This window comes from Siphonobacter sp. SORGH_AS_0500 (assembly GCF_002838835.1).
Lineage (GTDB): Bacteria > Bacteroidota > Bacteroidia > Cytophagales > Spirosomataceae > Siphonobacter.
Genome location: NZ_NHPP01000006.1, coordinates 249,305 through 269,869, shown reverse-complemented (window position 1 = coordinate 269,869; position 20,565 = coordinate 249,305). Strand labels below are relative to the sequence as shown.

Genomic DNA, 20,565 nt, shown 5'->3' with positions numbered 1-20,565 from the left:
AGCAAAAAAGCTGGCAGCGGCAGCGAAGAGAAAGAGACTTGATGTTAAGCTCGTTTCCTGTTTGTCTGTTCTCGATTTCTTTGCTATAACCTCTCGGCCTAGCCGCTGCCAACGTGGCCGCTGCCAGCTTTTCGCTGGCAGCATAAGCTAGAAGGTAACCAAGTCATTGCTGCCAGCAAAAAGGCTGCCAGCGGCATTAAAGAGAGAGGCTCGGTTCAAGAACCGAGCCTCTCTCTTATTCAACTCAAAGCAAAAACTCAAAACATTAACACTCTATTACCATACTTTAAACACTACGCCTGATAAAGGAGGGATGTTGATACCGATGGAATAAGCTTTACCCTGCCAAGCGATTTCTTCGGCCATATACGTTCCATTTTCATACTGACCCGTACCCCAGAAACGAACTGAATCTGAGTTGAAGATTTCGGTATACATTCCTTGCATGGGTACACCCACCCGATAGTTCGTACGCGGAACGGGCGTCATGTTGAGGGCTATTACCAGCGTTTCTTTCGGGCTATTCCCTTTACGCGAATAGACTACTACTGTGTTTTCTTTATCCTGCGTATCTATCCATTCGAAGCCGTCGGCAGTAAAGCTTTTTTCGTATAAGGCTGGCTCTTTTTTGTAGAGAGCATTAATTTCCGAAATCAGGTTTTTCATGCCCTGATGCGGAGCATATTGCAATAAATGCCAGTCAAGCGATTGCGTGAAATTCCATTCGCTGGTTTGCCCGAATTCACCACCCATGAAAATCAGCTTCGTGCCAGAGTGCGTGAACATGTACGTATACAGCAACCGAAGGTTTGCAAAACGCTGCCATTCATCGCCGGGCATTTTAGAAACCAGGGCTTTTTTCCCATACACCACTTCATCGTGCGAAAGCGGTAACATGAAGTTTTCTGTAAAGCCATACACCGTGCTGAACGTAAACTGATCCTGGTGGTACTTCCGGTAAGCGGGATCTTTTTCGAAGTACTTGAGGGTATCGTTCATCCAGCCCATCATCCATTTCATTCCAAAACCTAACCCGCCGGTATACGTGGGACGTGAAACCCCAGGGAAAGCAGTTGATTCTTCAGCAATGGTTTGAGTGTCAGGATACTCCCGGTAGATGATAGTATTTAGTTCCTTGAATAACGAAATCGCTTCCAGGTTTTCTCTTCCACCAAAGACATTGGGAATCCACTCGCCCGCATTCCGTGAGTAATCCAGGTATAACATCGAAGCTACTGCATCAACCCGCAAGCCATCGACATGGTAACGGTCCAGCCAGAAAATAGCGTTTGAAAGCAGGAAACTTCGAATTTCGTTTCTTCCATAGTTGAAAATATACGATTTCCAGTCGGGATGATACCCCTGACGAGGATCTGCGTGCTCGTACAAGTGTGACCCATCAAATCGATAAAGACCCGTCAAATCGCCGGGGAAGTGACTCGGTACCCAGTCAAGCAATACGCCGATTCCGTTCTGATGCAGTTTTTCAATCAGCATCATGATTTCCTGCGGAGAACCGTATTTGGTATTTGCTGCGTAATACCCCGTAATCTGGTAACCCCACGAAGGTTCGTAGGGGTGTTGCATGATGGGCATGAACTCCACGTGCGTGAATCCACATTCCTTGACATGCTCCACCAGACGATCGGCAAATTCAGGAATGCGTAAACGGCGATCGGGTTCATTCGGGTCCCGAAGCCAGGAACCTAAATGCACCTCATACACGGACATCGGGGCATTCAGTTTATTCTTTTCTCCCCGTTCTTCCAGCCATTGGTAGTCCTTCCATTCATACCAGGTATCCCAAACCACACTGGCAGTAGAGGGTGGCTCTTCCCAACGCAGGGCGTAGGGATCGCCTTTTTCCATTTCTTCGCCCGAGTTGGCTACAATGAAATACTTATATACTTCGCCATTGCCTACGTTTGGAATCCATCCCTCCCAAATTCCTGAGCTATCAAGACGAACATATAACCGATGCGTTCCGCGATCCCAGTAATTGAAATTCCCAATGACTGATACGTAACGGGCGTTGGGTGCCCAAACGGCGAAATACGTTCCCGTTACGCCCTCATGCTCCATTACGTGTGAGCCGAATTTTTCGTAGAGTTTAAAGTGTTTGCCTGAAGCAAACAGGTGAATATCAAATTCCGTAAACCGACTGATGGGTTCTACTGGTTTGAAAGTTACAGGTATTTCTGCCGAAACTTCGGGAATAATCTCCTGAGGTTGAGGTTTAGTGTTTGACTTCGCCATAAGGATGGGCTGCAAATGAATAAACGAATCTTTGGGATGAAAAAGATAGCATTACCGACCGGCGTAGGTTCTACTTCCAGTGTAAGTAACTAAAATGAATCGCTTTGGTTAAAAATGCATCATTCTCTTTGTATGATCGTCTGGTTACTTAAAAACGCTGAACCAGTATTTCCACTTGTAAAGCTGCAAAATAGCACTTTCCTGTGAATCTTCTGGGTTGTGCCAAATAAAAGGGGGCGAAGTTATTTCTGAGTCGAAATAACCCCGCCCTCTCTTAAACAAGTGGCCCTAGTTTTACCCAGAGTTGGCTAACCAGTTAACTGCTTCGAGGTGGTTAGCCAAACAAGCCTGCGTAACTATTGTCATTACAATTTTGTCCTTGTAATGACCTTCTTACTTCATTTCAACAATGGTAACCCCTGCTCCACCCCGATCCGGGTGCTCGTCGGTCATGCGGCCTACCTGCGAATACGTACGCAAGTGATTGCGGATGAGCTGGCGTAAAATACCATCTCCTTTTCCGTGAACGATTCGTAACTCAGGATAACCCAGCATGATGGCATCATCCATGAAATTATCAACTTCAACCATGGCCTCTTCGCCACGTCGTCCGCGAATGTCCAGATTAAACGAGAAGTTTACTGCTTTTTCATTAAGGTCAACGCCGGTCAGCTTGGCCCGGGGTTTTTCCTCACCCGTAGCGGCCTTAAATTCTTTACGACTCACTTTTTCGAGGCGATTAACCTTGAGCGTAGTTCGTAAATCACCAATCGCTACGACGGCATCTTTGCCTTTCAGCTCCAGTACTTCACCCACGGTATTCTGGCCTTTCACTCGAACCAGCGAACCCGTCGTAATGACTCCGCCCACTACTTCCACTTCATTCACCGGAGCCGCTTTCGGGGGAACGATCACTTCTTCCTTGAGCTGTTTGCTGGAGAAATCCGTTAACTGCTGACGAATTTCTTTCGTAGCCAGTTTTTCGGCTCCCTGTTCCCGAATTTCACGAATCGTGTTTTCGATCTTCGCATTAGCTTCCCGCAGCAACTCCTTCGCCTGAGCCTTAGCCTCGTTGAGTAAACGTTTTTTCTCGGTATCGAGGTAATTTTTCAGCGTCTGGTATTGTTCGGTTAACTTATCCAGTTCGTTTTGCCGCTGTAAATTCTGAGCATTTCGATCCTGAAATACCTTTTTCTCGATCTCCAGCTCTTTCGAAAGTTTTTCGAAATTAACCTGATGCCGATCCAGCTTCTGGCGGGCCGCATCAAGTACAGGCTTGGGTAATCCAATTTTCCGACCAATTTCAAAGGCAAACGAACTGCCGGGCTTGCCCGTCTCCAGTTGATAAAGAGGTTCCAGGTGTTCGGCATCAAAACGCATGGCTCCATTCACTAGGCCATCCGTCCGGTCTGCGAAGGTTTTCAGGTTGGAATAGTGCGTGTTAATCACGCCATAGGCTCCCGAACGATTGATTTCGTTTAGAATACTTTCAGCAATGGCTCCGCCCAGGCTCGGCTCGGTTCCCGTTCCAAATTCATCGATCAGGAACAACGTTTTCTTATCCGAATGAAGCAGAAAATGCTTCATATTGGTTAAGTGTGACGAATACGTCGAGAGGTCATTTTCCAGACTCTGCTCATCACCGATGTCCATGAATAGATTGCGGAAGAGTCCAATCGTAGAGAAATCATCTACGGGAACCAATAATCCGCATTGGAACATGTATTGAATCAGACCGATGGTTTTCAGCATTACTGATTTACCCCCGGCATTGGGGCCGGAAACCAGCAAAATCCGTTCTTCGTGATCCAGTTTTACGTGCAAAGGCACTACGTTCCGGCCCTGTTTCTGATAACTCATCAGTAGCAAAGGATGCCGGGCTCCGTGCCAGTCAACCAGCGGTTTCTGCACGAAATGCGGGGCATTCGCGTCCATTTCCAAAGCCAGTTTTGCTTTGGCCCGTATAAAATCAACAATCCCAAGGAAGGTGTAGGCTCGCTTGAGTTCTTCGGTATAGGGCCGGACTTTAGAAGTTAACTCCATTAAAATCCGCACAATTTCCCGACGCTCCCGCGATTCCAGTTCCCGGATTTCGTTATTCGATTCTAAGGCATCGGCAGGTTCCAGAAAGACCGTTTTTCCTGAATCGGATTCATCCTGCACGAAACCACGAATTTTGCGTTTATGCTCCGCCACCAGTGGAATTACCATCCGGCCATTCCGCACCGTCATAGTAGCCCCTTCGGGCACCCAGCCGTTTTGCTGAGCTGTCCGAAGCATGGAGTCGAGCGTTCGCCGCAGACGGCTCTGTTCGGCAATTAACTCCCGGCGAATGTGCTGCAACTCCGCCGAAGCATTATCCCGCAGCGACCGCGATCATCGATAATCCGGTCAATCTCTTTCAGTAACTGCGACAATTCATCGCTTTTGCTGCGACGGGGTTTGTCGTCATCGTCTGTTTTACGCTCCTGAAAAGCCTGCGTGGTCAGCTCCCGTAAGTGCGGAAAACTGGGTTCTTCTTTAGTCTCAAAAAATCGCTGAATGCTCTGAATCGTTCGCAGCGATAATTTAAGATCAAAGAATTCTTCTTCGGTTAAAAAAGCCCCTTCAATACGAGCTTTGGCAATTTGCTGGTTAACATCAATGTAATTTGACTGCGGAAAATCGGGCTCGTGAGCCACGACTTCCTTCATTTCTGCTACCTGCCCGACCATCTTCTGAATCTGGTCAAAGCGGTCAGAAAAGCGTATTTTCTCCACAAACGACCGCCCCAGCGAAGACAGACAAGCCTCGCTAAGCATCTGACGAATCCGGTCGAATCCGAGTTTTTCTTCTATGTTTTTAGGATAAAGCAACGTAGTTGAGTTGTTTGTTACTGGTTGTTTGTTGTTGGATTAAAAAGGGCGTTTAGCCAGGTTACAAAACGAATGGCTAATTCGTGGTTGTGATTCAGATACGATTTGGTAATAGCCAAACCCATTGGCGTTCCGGGATCTTCCTGCCAGGCTAACCAGGTATGTATTAAAGCCTTTGCTTTGTGAACATCTTTATAGATAGCTTTTCGGGGAATTGCTTCTATTTCAGATAATACTCTTTCTACTTCCACTAATAATTGATCCTGTTCAGGTATTAATACTTTAGCGAAATCTTCCAGCATCCCCGAACTTTGTAAGTTATCAGGCATCAGCCATATACCTAAACGTGGATAGTAACTGGAAGATTCAATGATAGTACCTTCACTATTAGGTTTCTCAGGCAAATCATAATCTAATTTTTTCAGTTGATCTTGTAAACTTCTCCAACGCCCAGTCAAATCAGTATCCGCATCAAGAATTATCCCTACTATTAAGTTTGATTCAAATCGTAAACGTGTAGGAAGTTGATCTTGCAATTTCTCAATACCTTCACAATCTATTACTTCAAATGTTTTAGCAACAGAATGCTTTTTACAAAGCGTCCAAACTACATGTTGATCATCATTACCCTCTACCAATAATTTTGCCTTGAGCTCTTCTTTTATCTTCATTAGCGTGGGTCAATATCATTTTCAACAATTATTTCCAAATCTTCTGCATCGGCGGTTTCCTGTTTGATATCTCCATCTACATTTATTAGCTTAATCAACTGGCTGTCTTTATAGCTTTCATTACTGTTTACAATAGATTCAAATGCTTTAATTGTATCATTACTATGCGTAGTAGCAAAAACCTGAATATTTAATTTATCGGCTAATTGAAAAATAATCTCCCACAGTTTTTCCTGAACGGAATAATGTAAACCATTTTCAAATTCGTCGATTATAAATGTTCCATTCTCACAGACGACCATTGAAAGAATGATTTTCAATACTCTATTAATACCATCTCCCATACTCCGAAGTGGTACTGGCATTGATTCATTTTTTAATCTAACATAGGGTTTTCCAAGATTGTCACCTGCATATGATAGTTGTTCTATTCTTGGTTCTACTATTTTTAATGCATCAATTACATACTTCTCTTTTTCAGTTAAAACAATTGCTCCCCAATGTATTCTGTCTGAAGACTCAGATAACGGATTAAAACTGGATGACACAAACCCGCATGTATTATTTAACTTTTTATTAATTTCTGATCTTTGCCCATAATTAGTATTACCACTGATAGGTAGAGCCATATAATCTATATCTTTCCCTACTCTCAATCCAGCAAATACCTCAGTTGAAAATGATAGTCCTGGAATTTCGTCTTTTTTTGAGGCTATTTTAAATTCATTATTTTCGTTAAAATACGATTCAACTATATGTAATTCAAAAATACCTCTATTTGAACTAATAAATATACTTTTCCCATCTTTCAAATATTTATCTATTTCTCTGTTATAAAACAAAGACAAAAAATGAATTTCATTAAGTTTGTTAAATACTATTTGAGGATTGTTACTAGCTTCATTAATAATTTTCAAATCAGAAGAAAAATCAATTTCTCCTCTAATCATTTGGAAATTAATAAGTCTAATAAAAAAATTATTACTTCCGAAAATAATATATATCGCTACCGCCTCCAACAAACTACTCTTCCCCGTATTATTCTTTCCAATCACCAGATTAACCCGACCTAATTTCGGGATAACCAGATGACGTAGGTTTCGGTAGTTTTTAATTTCTAAGGAATGAAGCATCGCTTAAGTAGTTATTTTATTCAATCATTCTCTCACTCAATTATTCAAAACTGAATCAGCAATTTGCTGTACCAGCACTTCGTTGATTCTCACGTAACTTTCATGTGTCCATCCGGCTACGTGGGGGGTAAAAATAACGTTGGGTAACTGGACTAAGGTATCAAAAACTTCATCCGGTCCGGCAGGTAACTGGTGCAGTTTTTCATTTTCCAGCACATCCAGACACGCCCCTAACACCGCTCCTGATTGTAAACCTTTCAAAACCGCCGCCAGTTTCACAATTTCGCCCCGCGAGCAGTTGATCAAGTAAAATGGCTTTTTGAATTGAGCAATGAATTCTTCCTTCACCAGATAATTCGTCTCTTCCGTCAGCGGGATGTGCAGACTCAATACGTCGGCTTCTTCAAAAATCTGCTCCATCGTAGCCTGCTCGGCGTAGGCATCGGAATAGTTGTCGCGGTATTTGTCATACGCCAGCACCTTCACATTAAAGCTACTCAGGCGTTTGGCAAAGGCCGAACCGTTATGTCCATAGCCAATCAATCCCACCGTTTTACCGCCCAGCTCGGTCCCACGATTGGCTTCACGTAACCAGATTTTCTGACGTACTTCCCGGTCAGCCGTGTGAATGTGGTTCATCAGAGCCAGTAACATGCCCATGGCATGCTCGCCAACAGCATCCATATTACCCGCATTGGCAGCAAAGAGACGAACCTGATGCCGGTCACACGCTTCTTTGTCAATCAAATCCAGCCCAGCTCCGGCTCTGCCAATGAATTCCAGTCTGGAAGCAGCCTGCAAAAAGGCTTCGTCCACCCGCGTTTTATTACGGATCATCAGTCCTTCGTAGGAGCCAATCTGCTCCAGAATCTCTTCGCGTTTGGCTTTAGGTTGATAGCTATAGTCAAACCCCGCCGTTTCGAGCATTTCAAACAGACTGGGGTGCATTTCATCACAAATGAAAATTTTCTTCATGGTAAAGGGGGCTCAGTCGTTGAGCTGAGCTTTCATAACATTCAAAAAGTAACGGTGCCTGCTTAGGATAACCTCAATAGCAATCTCCAAAGTTCGCTCGATTTTATAAAAAAACCAGCAATCGGGGTTGGGTTTGAATGGTTTGATCTAGTTTGAAGGTTTGAGTATTGTTTGAGGTGGTTTGATCTAGTTTTGAGTAAAGTTTGAATGTTTGATCATTGTTTGAGTGATTTGATTGGCTTTTGAACGTCAGATAAGTGAGCGTTGTGTCCTCTAGCTATTGATTGGATACTCAGTGAAACCTGGTCCTCAGTAGCTTTCAAACCTTTTCAATCAGTTATCAAACGCTCAGTCAAACTTCCTCAAACTTTCAAACTACCTCAAACGTTTAAACCTTTTCAAACTACATCAATCTCCCTTTATTCGGCTTAGAATTTCCGAAAAATCCGCGAACTGGTCTAATTCTTAGGTGGATGGTGTAACTTCGCTTTACGAACTGCTTATTTACGTCAGAAAATGGAATAATCTGACCGGATGAAATGATATGAGCGAGCAAGCACAAAAGCCGATAATCGGCATCAGTATGGGTGATTATAACGGCATTGGCCCCGAGGTAATTCTCAAGGCCTTGCATGGAAACCACCTTAATAAACACTTCACGCCCGTGATTTACGGATCGATGCGGGTTCTGAATCGTTACAAGCACTTGTACGATATGAAAGACTGGCAACTGAACCCGGCTCCTACAGCCGATCAGTTGAATCATAAAATGGTAAACGTGATTACCTGCTTTGATGACAGTCAGACCAATGTCGAACCGGGTAAAGTGCAGCCGGAGGCCGGACAGGCAGCCTTTCAAAGTTTGTCCAAAGCGGTAGAAGACCTCAAAGCTGGTCTGATTTCGGCTCTGGTCACGGCTCCGATCAACAAGTATAACATTCAGTCTGAGGAGTTTAAGTTCCCCGGCCATACGGAGTATCTGGCGGAAGCTTTTCAGTCCTCTGAATACCTGATGTTCATGGTTTCAGAACGTCTGAAAATTGGTGTAGTTACGGGTCACGTTCCACTGGGACGGGTTCGTTCCAACATTAGTCAGGAGGCCGTTTCCAAGAAACTCAATCAGATTATCAAGTCTTTACATAAAGATTTTGGAATCAACAAACCTCGTATTGCCGTCCTGGGCCTGAACCCACACGCAGGAGAAGACGGACTGCTGGGGAATGAAGAAAAAGAAGTCATTATTCCGGTTATTGAACAATACCGTAAAAATAACCATCTGGTGTACGGACCTTTCCCCGCCGATGGCTTCTTTGGAGCGAGTAACTGGAAGAAATTCGATGCCATTCTGGCCATGTATCACGATCAGGGGCTCATGCCTTTCAAGATGCTGGCCTTTGAAGATGGCGTTAACTTTACTTCGGGTTTATCCATCGTTCGCACCAGCCCTGACCACGGCACGGCTTATGACATTGCCGGAAAAAATCTGGCGGATCACAGCTCGATGTTACATGCCATTTATACGGCCCTTGACATCGTGCGTAACCGGAAACAGTGGGATGAAATTGAAGCAGATAAGGCCGAACGGGCTAATGCGACTCCTCCCCTAATCGAAATCCCGACCCAAGAAGAACGCGATCCCAAATTGGACGATGAGATCCCTCGCGAGCGTCCGCAAAGTCGGGAAGAGCGTCCGCAGCGGGAGGAGCGGAAACGAGATAATCGCCCTGCCCGCGAAGAGCGTCAAAAACGGGAAGATCGTCAGCCTCGCGAAGAACAGGTAATCGTTGCTTCAGAAGAAGTGATTATCGAAGTAACTCAGCCTACCACTGATGAGGTAATCGAAACTACCTTACCTACCCTAGCGGAAACGCCCGTTACGGAACAACCTTCGCAGGCTCAACAGCCGCGTCGGGAGGAACGTCAGAATGATCGCCCCCGCCGGGAAGATCGTCAGAACCGTAACAATCGTTTCCAGCGTAATACGAATCAGGAACGGCAAAACGATCGTCAGAATCGTTCGGAGCAACCCACGCCACCAGCGGCTACGAATTCGGAAGATTCTCAACAACCCCGCGAGCGTCCCCGTCGGGAAGATCGTCAGAACCAGAACCGTGCAAATCGCTTCCAGCGTAATACGAATAACCAGGAAAAACGGGAAGAACCGCAAAACCGTCAGGAACGCCGGGAAACTCCTCGTCAACCCAAACCGGGTTACCAGCGAAATCAGGAAACACCCGAAGAAACCCAGCGAAAACTGCTGGAAATCTCGCAGTCGTTACTATTTGCAAAAACGCCCTCTAAACCTAAAACAGACGAGAACCCTGAAGCATAAGCCGTTCCCGTTATTATCCGTTTTGTTATGTTAAAATCCATGACCGGCTTTGGTCGGGGCGTGCTTGAAGCAGATGGCTTACAGGTTACTGCCGAAATTAAAACTCTAAATTCCAAAGGTTTAGATATTTTTTGTCGATTACCCCGTAGCTTATCCAGTCGGGAAATTGAATTACGTAACCTGTTATCTACGGAACTGGAACGCGGTAAAATTGAACTTTCCGTACAGGTCGTCAAGACGGCTCAGGCAGAAGCTTCGGTTTCGGTGAACCGCCCTCTGGTCAAGACTTACTTTCAGGATTTGCGAGAAAGTTTTTACCACGTAACGGAGTCGTTCGATGATCTGGAAATGTTCAAAATTGCCATGACCTGGCCCAATGCGTTAAATACGGAAACCGTGACGGAATCCTCTGATGACGAGTGGCAGACGGTTTTACAGGCCGTTCGCGTTGCTCTGACTGAATGCCAGGAATTTAGAAACCGGGAAGGTCAGGTATTAACAACCATTTTTGGAGATTGCATCAACGGCATTGAAAATGGTTTGAAGCAGGTAGCTGAGCAGGATAGCCTGCGAATTCCGGCTGTTCGGGAGCGGTTACTTAAGAGTATTACCGACTTGCTCGGCGAAGATGGTTTCGATAAAAATCGCTTTGAACAGGAATTGGTGTATTACGTTGAAAAATACGACATCGCCGAAGAAAAAGTTCGCCTTCAGACCCACCTCAATTACTTCCGGGAAGTACTGAAAGAAGGTAACGGTAAAAAGCTTGGCTTCATGGCTCAGGAGATTGGCCGGGAGATTAATACCATCGGTTCAAAGGCCAACGACGCTACGATTCAGCATTTAGTAGTGGGGATGAAAGATGATCTCGAAAAGATAAAAGAACAGACGGCAAACGTATTATAAGCCGATTTACCGAAACGCGGGGTACGGAATTTTATTCCTTACTCCGCGTTTTCTTTTAGCCTTTTTAAAGTACTTCTTATGCCTCTGTCAACCGAATTTTATGAACAACCCTCGCTGGATTTAGCCCGAAATTTATTGGGATGTGTGCTGGTCCATGAAAGTCCAGAGGGCCGTACGGCGGGTATTATTGTTGAAACAGAAGCTTATCTTACGGGTGATCCAGCCTGCCACGCCTATCGTAACAAAACCACCCGGAATGCTCCTATGTTTGGTCCCGTGGGCATGATTTACGTTTATCAGATTTACGGTCAGTATTATTGCGTAAATATTTCCAGTGGTGGAGAAGGCATAGGCGAAGCGGTATTGATTCGGGCTTTGCAACCTACCGAAGGACTGGAGTTGATGGCTCATCGCCGCATTGCTGCCCAGCAGCGTATTCAACAATTTTTCGGAAAAACTTACGCCGAACGAACGTTGAAACCCACGCAGTTATGCAAAGGCCCGGCCAGTCTGGTACACGCCATGGGCATACATAAAGAAATGAATTACTGGATGATTCAGGACAGTCCACTTCGTATCGAACCAGCGATTCTTCATGATTTTGAAGTCGTGCAAACGACCCGTATCGGTATTAAGGTTGGCGTAGAGTTGCCCTATCGGTTTTACATCAGAAATAATGCTTTCGTTAGTAAAAAAGGATAGCTTGTTTTTATCTTGCTACCATGAATTCCACCTACTCCATTCATGTATATCCATTTCCAGAAACCGTTTCGCAACCACTCTTCGAACGATTTCTTTTTAACGAAACATCCCACCTGAAAACTCAGGCCCAACCCGGCGATCAGGTGCTTACTTTTTTATTAGAAGGAGACGGCTTTACACACGCCCGACTAGTCATTTTCATAGTTAATGACAAGGGCATGAGCCCCCGACGAGCTACTTTCGGCGGGATTGAAAGTTACCCGGAAATTCCTTCGGAAACGCTTCTATTTTTTATTCAGGGAGTTCTCGATCATTTAAAAAAACAAGGCCTTACTCGTCTATTGATCAGGTCTTTACCCGATGGATTAAATCCTGAATTAGCCGCTCTCTTACACCGTAACTACCTTCAGGCGGGTTTTACGGTCATCACAACTGAGCTAAATCAGCATCTTCCCGTTAACGAACCATCTATTGACCACCTTCTACACAATTCTACGCATCGTCGTTTGAAGAAAAGCCTTCGGGAAGGGTTGCATTTTGAAGAATGGCTGAACCCGGACTGGGCCATCGTTCACGCTTTTATTACCGCCGCCCGCGAACGGAAGCAGCGTCCCATGACCATGTCGCTGGAAACTTTGTTCGCATCTGTAACTCAGTTACCAAACGTTTTTCAGGTTTTTACGGCTCGCTTTCAGGGAAAACTTGCTGCCCTGGTGGTCACCGTTCAGATTAATGAAAGAATTCTTTACACCTTATACCCAGCCGACGCTGCTGAATTTCTGGACTTAAGTCCTTTGATTTTGGTCAACGTCGGACTTTATCAGTATTGCCTTACTAATCAGTATCAGATTCTGGATTTGGGTATTTCTACAGAAAATGGTGTTCGTAACGAAGGATTAATCCGATTCAAGAAAAACTTAGGAGCGATTACTTCGGAAAAACATAGTTACCAGTTTTTGTTTGAATAGCTATCTCCTTTTCTAGGCCAGACACGATGAATTGCGTCTCTGCCTTAGGAACTGTATAAAATTCTACGTTTTGCGGTTATTCATCCCTTTTTGCTGCGTCTCTATCTACTCTCTTTAGCCACAAGTATTACTTCGTGCCTTTCTACGCGTTCTTACTACAGTTTGCACAGCATTCGTTTCGGGTGCAGATACACGTATTCGTTTTGCGTGAAGTATAGAAAAAGGTTGAAGGTTCATCGGAATGCCACTTGTCCATGACAAGTGGCATTTTCATTACTCGAAAAATTCAACCAAACACACGAAAAACCCTATTTCCCTGACAGTACGGGATGGTGAAAACCCCGGAACTTCCCTAGCTTTGAGCATTAAGTATACCTCTACATCTTAATTTATGCAGGCTCTCTTAGGTGTTATTTTTCACTTCATTGGCGGTTTCGCTTCCGGTAGTTTTTATATTCCTTTCAAACGGGTGAAAGCTTGGGCCTGGGAAAGTTACTGGATTATTGGCGGTTTATTTTCCTGGTTAATCGCTCCTTACGTAGCTGCCTGGCTGACTATCCCAGATTTCATGTCTATTATTAAAAGTACTGATTCGGATACGCTTTTATGGACGTATGTGATGGGGTTACTCTGGGGAATTGGCGGACTTACTTTTGGGTTATCTGTTCGTTACCTGGGTTTATCCTTGGGGCAGTCCGTAGTATTAGGCTTCTGTTCCGTTTTCGGGGCTTTGATTCCTCCCGTTTACCGTGACCTGTTCACTTCCACTACCGAGGGCACTATTACTCAAATGATGAACGCTACGGGTGGCCAGGTGGTATTATTGGGCGTGGTAGTTTGCGTAATCGGTATTGTGATTTGTGGCAAAGCGGGGGTGATGAAAGAAAGTGAACTTTCTGAGGAAGAAAAGAAAGCCAGTATTCAGGAATTCAACCTCTGGACGGGCCTCGTCGTTGCTACCTTCTCTGGTATCCTAAGTGCCTGTTTTAACTTCGGGATTGAAGCCGGAAAACCCATGGCTGTCAAAGCCGTTGCGGCGGGCTGTAATCCTTTATTTCAAAATAACGTCATTTTCGTTGTCGTACTCTGGGGCGGTCTGACGACTAACCTCATCTGGTCTGTTTTGCTGAATATTCGCAACAAAACGTACGGTAACTATACTGATTCAAAAACGCCTTTACTAAACAACTATATCTTCTCAGCTCTGGCTGGTATCACCTGGTTTTTACAGTTCTTCTTCTATGGAATGGGGGAAAGTAAACTGGGTAACGGAGCCAGTTCCTGGATTTTGCATACGGCCAGTATCATCATTATCTCTAATCTTTGGGGCCTATACCTAAAAGAATGGAAAGGCGTTCGTCCGGCTACGTTCCGCACCATTCTGACGGGCATTGGCGTTATTATTCTTTCCGTCATGATTGTAGGTTATGGTAATTACCTGAGCGAATAGTCCTGTCCAAAACAAAAAGCCCCCGGTTATTTGAAGTAACCGGGGGCTTTTTATGAAACGGTAAGGATCATGATTCACCTACTGCGGGCAAATCGCTGGTATCTGATAATTCGGGCGGGGCAATGATTTTGCCCGTTTGCCGGCCATACCAGATAAGTCCGCCAGACATGATAACGTTTGTGGCTATGATCGTAAATAATAATACGCCGCTGAAATCCGGTAACACCATTGTTGCCGGGATACCGAAGAATATTAATACCGTAATCAAACCCCGGGGTGCAATGAATACTTCTGGTAACAGAGGAATATTAAGTATCCACTTCAGATACATGGCCCGCATGGCGTACAAACACACTACCATAATACCGCCAATCAGCCAGACTTTGGGGTTGGTCAGCGAAGCCAGATCAATAGAGAAGCCAAAGAGAACGAAAAAATAAGTTCGAATCAGAAAGGCACTTTCCGCCGTAATGGATTTAAAAATGGGTAACTCTTCCTCCAGTTTTTCCTGAGCCAGGTATTTCTGCAGGAACGATGGAATCACCAGATTTATATTGTTCATCATCAGACCAAAAGCCAAAATCAGTAACAATGGCGAAAGGTGAAAGAGCTTGGCCAATGAATAAACCAGAATTAACAGAGCAATAATCAAAAAGAATTTAACGTGCTGAGTAATGCGACTCGTGAGGTACACCAGAACAATGCAGCCCAGCGTACACATGACCAGAATTAAAACGACCTCACCCAAAAAGTGTCCTAAAGACCCCCAGGTGAAATCGTCGTTAACCAAGACAAAATTGAACAGCATGATCCCCAGAATATCCGAGAAAGAACTTTCATAGGTAATAAACTCCTTCTTATGCGGATCTGCCAAATGAGCTACACTGGGAATGGCAATGGCACTGCTGATTACGGCCAGTGGCACGGCATTGAGTAAGCCCCGATGAAAATCCCCGTAGGCTATGGCCAGCGGAGTGGCCATGGTAAAAGCGGTAGCCAGCAAAATGCCCAAAGCCGCCGCCAGCGACTGCCAGATTAACTTACTTTTTTTCCGGTCGAGTTCTAGCTCCATGGCTCCTTCGAGCACAATCAGAATCAGTCCAACTGTTCCCAACACGGGTAAAATATCATTGATTCGGCCTAGCGTAAACCCTTTGCTATCGGCAAACAAACGCATGCCTATTCCCAGGCCAATCAGCAATAATACCGACGGAATATTAGTTTTCTTTGTAATAAAATTGAACAGATAAGAAATCAATATCAGACTACTACTGATGATCAAAACCCAATTGGAATTCATTCGCTGAAACTTTTATGAGGACAATGTGATTGTAGCTATATCCCTGGTTGCATACATAAAAAATCATACAGAGCGGTCGGTCTCTTCCGCCCGCTTCACGGCCCTAGTTATTGATCTAACAAAGTACTTTTGCCGGTATCGCCAGTATTAATTTGAGTAAAAATAATCTTTTCTCAACGTGACGGAAGAAAAAGTTAGTGGTAAGATCGTAGACTGGGACATCATCAAACGATTGTTTCAGTTTATCAAGCCTTACCAAAGGAGATTTATCAGCCTGGTGGCTCTGATATTATTGGGAGCAATTCTGGCTCCTTTAACCCCACTATTGATTCGTTATACCATTGATCATCACATCACTACAGACGATCACGCGGGCTTAACTACCATGATGGCCCTCATGATTGCTGTATTGGTGGTTCAGGGTATTACTCAGTTTGCCAACAGTTATTTATCCGGCTGGTTAGGCCAGACCATTATTCGAGACATTCGGGTACAACTTTATGAAAAAATCCTTTACCTGCGTTTAAAGTTCTTTGACGATACCCCCATTGGTCGGCTCGTCACCCGCACCATTTCTGATATTGAAACCCTGGCCGACGTTTTCTCGGAAGGCCTGGCCAATATTGCCGGTGATATTCTTCAGTTGATCCTGATTATCAGCGTTATGTTCTACACCGATTGGCGGCTTTCGTTGATCAGTTTGAGTACCGTTCCTCTGATGCTGGTATCCACTTATATCTTCAAAGAAAAAGTCAAGAAGTCCTTCAATATTGTTCGGACAGCCGTTTCTAATCTAAACTCGTTTGTTCAGGAGCACATTACGGGCATGAGTATCGTGCAGATTTTCAGTGCTGAGCCCATTGAACACCAGAAGTTTGAAGCTCTCAACAAAGAGCATAAAGATGCCAACATTAAGTCCATTCTTTATTACTCGGTGTATTACCCGGTTGCAGAAGTCATCTCGGCCATGGCGACGGGTTTAATTGTCTGGTACGGAGCGAAAGAGGTTATTGGCCTGACAACAAGTTACGGTACGATTACGGCCTTCATCATGTTCATTAACCTGTTCTTTCGCCCCATTCGCATGCTGGCCGATCGCTTCAACACCCTTCAAATGGGCGTAGTCAGTACCGACCGGATTCTGAAACTGCTGGATTCGGATGAGTATACCCAGAACGAAGGTACCTATACACCCGAAGAACTGCACGGTAGAGTAGAATTCCGAAACGTATGGTTTGCTTATAATGAACCGGAATTTGTTTTGAAAGACATTAGTTTTACCGTTGAAGCGGGTAAAACCATCGCTTTAGTCGGGGCTACGGGAGCGGGTAAGTCTTCAACGATTAACCTCTTAAGCCGTTTTTACGAAATTCAGAAGGGGCAGATTCTCATTGATAATGTCGATCTGAAAAATTATGAACTAGGCTGGCTCAGAAGCCGGATTGGCGTGGTCTTGCAGGACGTTTTCCTGTTTTCGGATACCATTGAACGTAACATTACCCTCGGCGATCCGAGCATTACCCGGGAACAGGTGATTGAGGCTGCCAAGCTGGTCGGAGCTGATGAATTTATTCAGAAGTTACCCGGTACCTACAGCTATAACGTTATGGAACGCGGAGCCACGCTTTCGGTGGGTCAGCGTCAACTCATTTCGTTCGTTCGGGCACTGGTTCGTAACCCCCGCATCCTGATTCTGGACGAAGCCACTGCTTCTGTCGATACCGAAACCGAAGAACTGATTCAGAATGCCATCACGAAATTGATGAAAGGCCGAACGGCTATTGTTATTGCCCACCGACTGAGTACGATTCAAAACGCTGATCAGATTCTGGTGTTGGAAAAAGGTAAGATCGTCGAGGCAGGTAATCACGAAGAGTTACTGGAAAAAGAGGGGCATTATGCGAATTTGCACCGGATGCAGTATAAGGAATTAGTGTAGGGTTTTGAGTTAGGGGTTTATATTAGGGCTGGTGAATACACCAGCCCTAGCTTTTTGTAAACGTTTCTGTCGCCATGGTTGGTGTCACCACCAACCATTACTCCTTCTCATAACAAGCCTTACCTAACTACAAAATGGCTGGTGAAGACACCAGCCATGGCTTTGAAAATAACCCCAGCGGGGTTAAATACGAATAGCCCCGGATGCTAATCCGGGGTAACTGTAGATAGGACAAAACGTTAGTTTTTTCGCCATGGTTGGTGTCACCACCAACCATCACTCCTTCTCATAACAATCCTTACCTAACTACAAAAATGGCTGGTGTCTTCACCAGCCATGGCTTTGAAAACAACCCTAGCGGGGTTAAATACAAATAGCCTCGGATGCTAATCCAGGGTAACTGTAAATAGGACAAAACGTTAGTTTTTACACAAGTAGATTATTACTACCCCTGCCTTTCTGCATTATCACTCGGATGTATCCAGAACAGAGCTACCAATAAATCAACCCTGCCGGGGTTAGCGTTTTACACTGAAAACTCCAAACTCTATCGTATTTTTGCGTTCGTGAGTAAGAAAACCAAATATTACGTAGTCTGGCAGGGACGGCATCCGGGGATTTTTGATAACTGGGAAGACGCTAAAGCTCAGATTGAGGGCTTTAATGGAGCTCAGTATAAATCCTTTGAAGACAAACAACAGGCCGTTATGGCCTTTCGGGAAAATCCCCGGAAGTACATCGGTACGGCTAAAAAAGTCGAGTCAACTCCCAAGAATTCGGCCCTGGTCGGAAAGCCCATTACCCCTTCCCTAGCCGTCGATGCAGCCTGGAATACGGCTACTGGCGTTATGGAATATCAGGGCGTTGAATACCCTTCCGGCACGCTGATTTTTAGAATGGGACCTTTTGCCGACGGCACGAATAATGTCGGCGAATTTCTGGCGATTGTCCACGGATTGGCTTACCTCAAAAAAGTAAACAGTCAGCTGCCGATATACTCCGACTCCAGAACGGCCATTAGCTGGGTTCGTAACAAAGTCGCCAATACCAAACTTCCCGAAACGGAAGCCAACAAAATCCTGTTTGAATTAATTGATCGGGCTGAAACCTGGTTGAAAAATAATACGTATTCAACCAGAGTACTCAAATGGGAAACCGAATACTGGGGTGAAAATCCCGCCGATTTCGGACGTAAATAATTCCCCTTTTCATTGTACGCACTTACGTCATGGCCCGTAACTCTTTCTTTACATTCAAGCAATTTACCATTCATCAGGACCAGACTTCGATGAAAGTCTGTACGGATGCCTGCGTGCTGGGAGCCTGGACAAAAGTTACGAACACACATTCCATTCTGGATATTGGTACCGGCACCGGCCTTTTACCGCTCATGCTGGCTCAACGCATTCATGAAGCAGAATATCGGATTGATGCCGTAGAAATTGATGCAAACTCAGCCGAACAGGCTCGACAAAATATTGCTCTGAGTCCCTTTGCCTCGCAGATTACTGTCATTGAATCGGCAATTCAGACACTAGAAGTAGACCGGAAGTATGAATTAATCATTTCAAATCCTCCTTTTTTTCAAAATTCCTTACGCTCACCGAAAGAAGGACGTAATCGAGCCGCTCACGACGAACGTTTAAGTTTTGCGGAATTAGCTCAGGCGGTTCATCGGCATTTATTACCCTCAGGAAGATTTACGGTTTTATTACCCGTTTTCGAAACTGAATTGTTAAGTAAAGAATTAGCCCCTTTGAATTTTTATCTACAGGAACAGCTAGTTTTGAAAAATTCCCCGGCTAAAGCTCCCTTCCGACTGGTCTCAACCTTTAGCAAAAGTCAAAATCGGAAGGAAATTCCAACAGAAACGCTTTGTATCCGCAATGAAGCGGACGAGTACACGCCGGAATTCGTAAATTTGCTAAAAGATTATTACCTGATTTTCTAAATAAACCCTCAGAGTAGATCAAATTTGTACCTGTTCACGTTACTCTACATCTGAATTTTCGCTGAGTTTATTTAGAAAACTTTCATTCACAGGATATTACGAGAATGCCACCATACCTTTATCAGTTATCCATTGTCATCCCCCTGTACAATGAAGAGGAATCACTTCCTGAACTTTGTGCCTGGATTGAGCGGGTAATGAATGAACATCAGTTTACGTATGAAATCATTCTGGTGGATGACGGTAGTAACGATCACTCCTGGCGGGTGATTCGCCAGCTTTCTCTCCAGAATCCGCACATTCGGGGCATGCGTTTTAGCCGCAATTATGGGAAATCAGCCGCTTTATATACGGGTTTTCAGGCCGCTTTAGGTCAGGTAATTATTACGATGGATGCTGACCTACAGGACAGTCCCGAGGAAATTCCTGAACTGTATCGCCTCATTACTGTCGAAGAATACGATCTTATCTCGGGCTGGAAGCAGAAGCGTTACGATCCACTTTCCAAGACGCTTCCAACTAAATTATTCAATGCCGTTTCCCGCTGGGTTTCGGGTGTTCAGTTGCATGACTTCAATTGTGGACTGAAAGCCTATGACGCTCCTGTGGCGAAATCCGTACGTTTGTACGGCGAAATGCACCGCAATATTCCCATTCTGGCCAAATGGAATGGCTTTTCAAAAATTGGAGAAAAGGTAGTACAGCACCGGGCCCGGAAATATGGCAAAACCAAATTCGGGTTAGAGCGTTTTATATACGGATTGCTGGATATGCTCACGATTGTGTTCGTCAATCGTTTTGGGAAGCGACCCATGCATTTATTTGGTACTTTTGGAGTAATTTCGTTTTTACTTGGATTTGTCGCTACGACTTGGCTGGGTATTGATAAGATTTACAGCGTTGCTGCAGGGCATAAATTTCGCAACCTGACTGACGATCCGAAGTTTTTCCTGGCCTTAACAGCTATTATTGTAGGCTCACAATTATTTCTGGCCGGTTTTCTCGGTGAGTTAATGGCTTCCAATGCTGAACGAACTACCGAATACAAGATTCGGGAAAAAGTAGGAATGGAAGAAAAAGTATAAGTGTTCTAGTGCTGAGTTATTTATAAAACATATTTGATTATT

General features: G+C 44.7%; 16 protein-coding genes. 9 read left to right on the top strand and 7 right to left on the bottom strand.

Features of this window, described 5'->3' with window-relative positions:
* Positions 1-276 precede the first annotated feature (276 nt).
* From glgB to BWI96_RS09130, 6 genes are all read right to left on the bottom strand, one after another.
* Positions 277-2,256, bottom strand: a complete 1,980-nt coding sequence (gene glgB, locus BWI96_RS09150) for a 1,4-alpha-glucan branching protein GlgB (protein WP_106636337.1) — start codon at positions 2,254-2,256, stop codon at positions 277-279.
* 393 nt (positions 2,257-2,649) lie between these two features.
* On the bottom strand, positions 2,650-4,599 hold the full coding sequence (locus BWI96_RS09145; RefSeq protein ID WP_369804124.1) for an endonuclease MutS2: 1,950 nt from the start codon (positions 4,597-4,599) through the stop codon (positions 2,650-2,652).
* Entirely contained in the window at positions 4,575-5,111 is a 537-nt protein-coding gene (locus BWI96_RS23250; RefSeq protein WP_369804123.1) for a hypothetical protein, read from the bottom strand. Before BWI96_RS23250 ends, BWI96_RS09145 begins: the two co-directional genes overlap by 25 nt.
* A gap of 17 nt (positions 5,112-5,128) precedes the next feature.
* Positions 5,129-5,782 carry a DUF3226 domain-containing protein gene (locus tag BWI96_RS09140; protein WP_106636336.1) on the bottom strand — a complete coding sequence of 218 codons (654 nt, stop codon included), beginning with the start codon at positions 5,780-5,782 and terminating at the stop codon, positions 5,129-5,131.
* On the bottom strand, positions 5,782-6,915 hold the full coding sequence (locus tag BWI96_RS09135) for an ATP/GTP-binding protein (protein ID WP_106636335.1): 1,134 nt from the start codon (positions 6,913-6,915) through the stop codon (positions 5,782-5,784). The genes BWI96_RS09140 and BWI96_RS09135 overlap by 1 nt, the downstream gene beginning before the upstream one ends.
* Positions 6,916-6,951: 36 nt before the next feature.
* Positions 6,952-7,890 carry an NAD(P)-dependent oxidoreductase gene (locus tag BWI96_RS09130; protein ID WP_106636334.1) on the bottom strand — a complete coding sequence of 313 codons (939 nt, stop codon included), beginning with the start codon at positions 7,888-7,890 and terminating at the stop codon, positions 6,952-6,954.
* Between the two features lie 544 nt (positions 7,891-8,434).
* On the opposite strand from BWI96_RS09130, the gene pdxA reads away from it, so the two are divergent.
* The 5 genes from pdxA to rhaT all read left to right on the top strand — a co-directional run bounded on the left by pdxA (position 8,435) and on the right by rhaT (position 14,248).
* Positions 8,435-10,222: a 4-hydroxythreonine-4-phosphate dehydrogenase PdxA gene (gene pdxA / locus BWI96_RS09125; RefSeq protein ID WP_106636333.1), complete on the top strand. Its 1,788-nt coding sequence runs from the start codon at positions 8,435-8,437 to the stop codon at positions 10,220-10,222.
* A gap of 27 nt (positions 10,223-10,249) precedes the next feature.
* A complete protein-coding gene (locus BWI96_RS09120; protein ID WP_106636332.1) occupies positions 10,250-11,128 on the top strand; it encodes a YicC/YloC family endoribonuclease in 879 nt (292 codons plus the stop codon).
* A 78-nt stretch (positions 11,129-11,206) separates the two neighbouring features.
* Positions 11,207-11,830 (top strand): DNA-3-methyladenine glycosylase, encoded by a 624-nt coding sequence (locus tag BWI96_RS09115; RefSeq protein WP_106636331.1) that lies wholly within the window; start codon positions 11,207-11,209, stop codon positions 11,828-11,830.
* Between the two features lie 20 nt (positions 11,831-11,850).
* Complete coding sequence (locus BWI96_RS09110; protein WP_106636330.1) at positions 11,851-12,798, top strand: hypothetical protein; 948 nt, start codon at positions 11,851-11,853, stop codon at positions 12,796-12,798.
* A gap of 391 nt (positions 12,799-13,189) precedes the next feature.
* The gene (rhaT, locus tag BWI96_RS09105; RefSeq protein ID WP_106636329.1) at positions 13,190-14,248 is read left to right on the top strand and encodes an L-rhamnose/proton symporter RhaT; all 1,059 of its coding nucleotides are present in this window, start codon (positions 13,190-13,192) and stop codon (positions 14,246-14,248) included.
* A gap of 67 nt (positions 14,249-14,315) precedes the next feature.
* Here the strand turns inward: rhaT and BWI96_RS09100 are convergent, their stop codons facing one another.
* Positions 14,316-15,548, bottom strand: coding sequence for a cation:proton antiporter (locus BWI96_RS09100; RefSeq protein WP_106636328.1), 1,233 nt, complete (start codon positions 15,546-15,548; stop codon positions 14,316-14,318).
* Between the two features lie 178 nt (positions 15,549-15,726).
* Between BWI96_RS09100 and BWI96_RS09095 the strand changes: the two genes are divergently transcribed.
* The 4 genes from BWI96_RS09095 (at position 15,727) to BWI96_RS09080 (ending at position 20,523) form a co-directional block, all read left to right on the top strand.
* Positions 15,727-17,487, top strand: a complete 1,761-nt coding sequence (locus BWI96_RS09095) for an ABC transporter ATP-binding protein (protein WP_106636327.1) — start codon at positions 15,727-15,729, stop codon at positions 17,485-17,487.
* Positions 17,488-18,053: 566 nt separating this feature from the next.
* A complete protein-coding gene (locus BWI96_RS09090) occupies positions 18,054-18,686 on the top strand; it encodes a viroplasmin family protein (protein ID WP_106636326.1) in 633 nt (210 codons plus the stop codon).
* A 29-nt stretch (positions 18,687-18,715) separates the two neighbouring features.
* Entirely contained in the window at positions 18,716-19,438 is a 723-nt protein-coding gene (locus BWI96_RS09085) for a tRNA1(Val) (adenine(37)-N6)-methyltransferase (protein WP_106636325.1), read from the top strand.
* 104 nt (positions 19,439-19,542) lie between these two features.
* Positions 19,543-20,523 (top strand): glycosyltransferase family 2 protein, encoded by a 981-nt coding sequence (locus BWI96_RS09080; protein WP_106636324.1) that lies wholly within the window; start codon positions 19,543-19,545, stop codon positions 20,521-20,523.
* The last annotated feature ends 42 nt before the right edge of the window (positions 20,524-20,565 follow it).

Coding starts and splice junctions, on each gene's coding strand:
- glgB (WP_106636337.1), bottom strand. CDS start 2,256: ATGGCGAAGTCAAACACTAAACCTCAACCTCAGGAGATTATTCCCGAA.
- BWI96_RS09140 (WP_106636336.1), bottom strand. CDS start 5,782: ATGAAGATAAAAGAAGAGCTCAAGGCAAAATTATTGGTAGAGGGTAAT.
- BWI96_RS09135 (WP_106636335.1), bottom strand. CDS start 6,915: ATGCTTCATTCCTTAGAAATTAAAAACTACCGAAACCTACGTCATCTG.
- BWI96_RS09130 (WP_106636334.1), bottom strand. CDS start 7,890: ATGAAGAAAATTTTCATTTGTGATGAAATGCACCCCAGTCTGTTTGAA.
- pdxA (WP_106636333.1), top strand. CDS start 8,435: ATGAGCGAGCAAGCACAAAAGCCGATAATCGGCATCAGTATGGGTGAT.
- BWI96_RS09120 (WP_106636332.1), top strand. CDS start 10,250: ATGTTAAAATCCATGACCGGCTTTGGTCGGGGCGTGCTTGAAGCAGAT.
- BWI96_RS09115 (WP_106636331.1), top strand. CDS start 11,207: ATGCCTCTGTCAACCGAATTTTATGAACAACCCTCGCTGGATTTAGCC.
- BWI96_RS09110 (WP_106636330.1), top strand. CDS start 11,851: ATGAATTCCACCTACTCCATTCATGTATATCCATTTCCAGAAACCGTT.
- rhaT (WP_106636329.1), top strand. CDS start 13,190: ATGCAGGCTCTCTTAGGTGTTATTTTTCACTTCATTGGCGGTTTCGCT.
- BWI96_RS09100 (WP_106636328.1), bottom strand. CDS start 15,548: ATGAATTCCAATTGGGTTTTGATCATCAGTAGTAGTCTGATATTGATT.
- BWI96_RS09085 (WP_106636325.1), top strand. CDS start 18,716: ATGGCCCGTAACTCTTTCTTTACATTCAAGCAATTTACCATTCATCAG.
- BWI96_RS09080 (WP_106636324.1), top strand. CDS start 19,543: ATGCCACCATACCTTTATCAGTTATCCATTGTCATCCCCCTGTACAAT.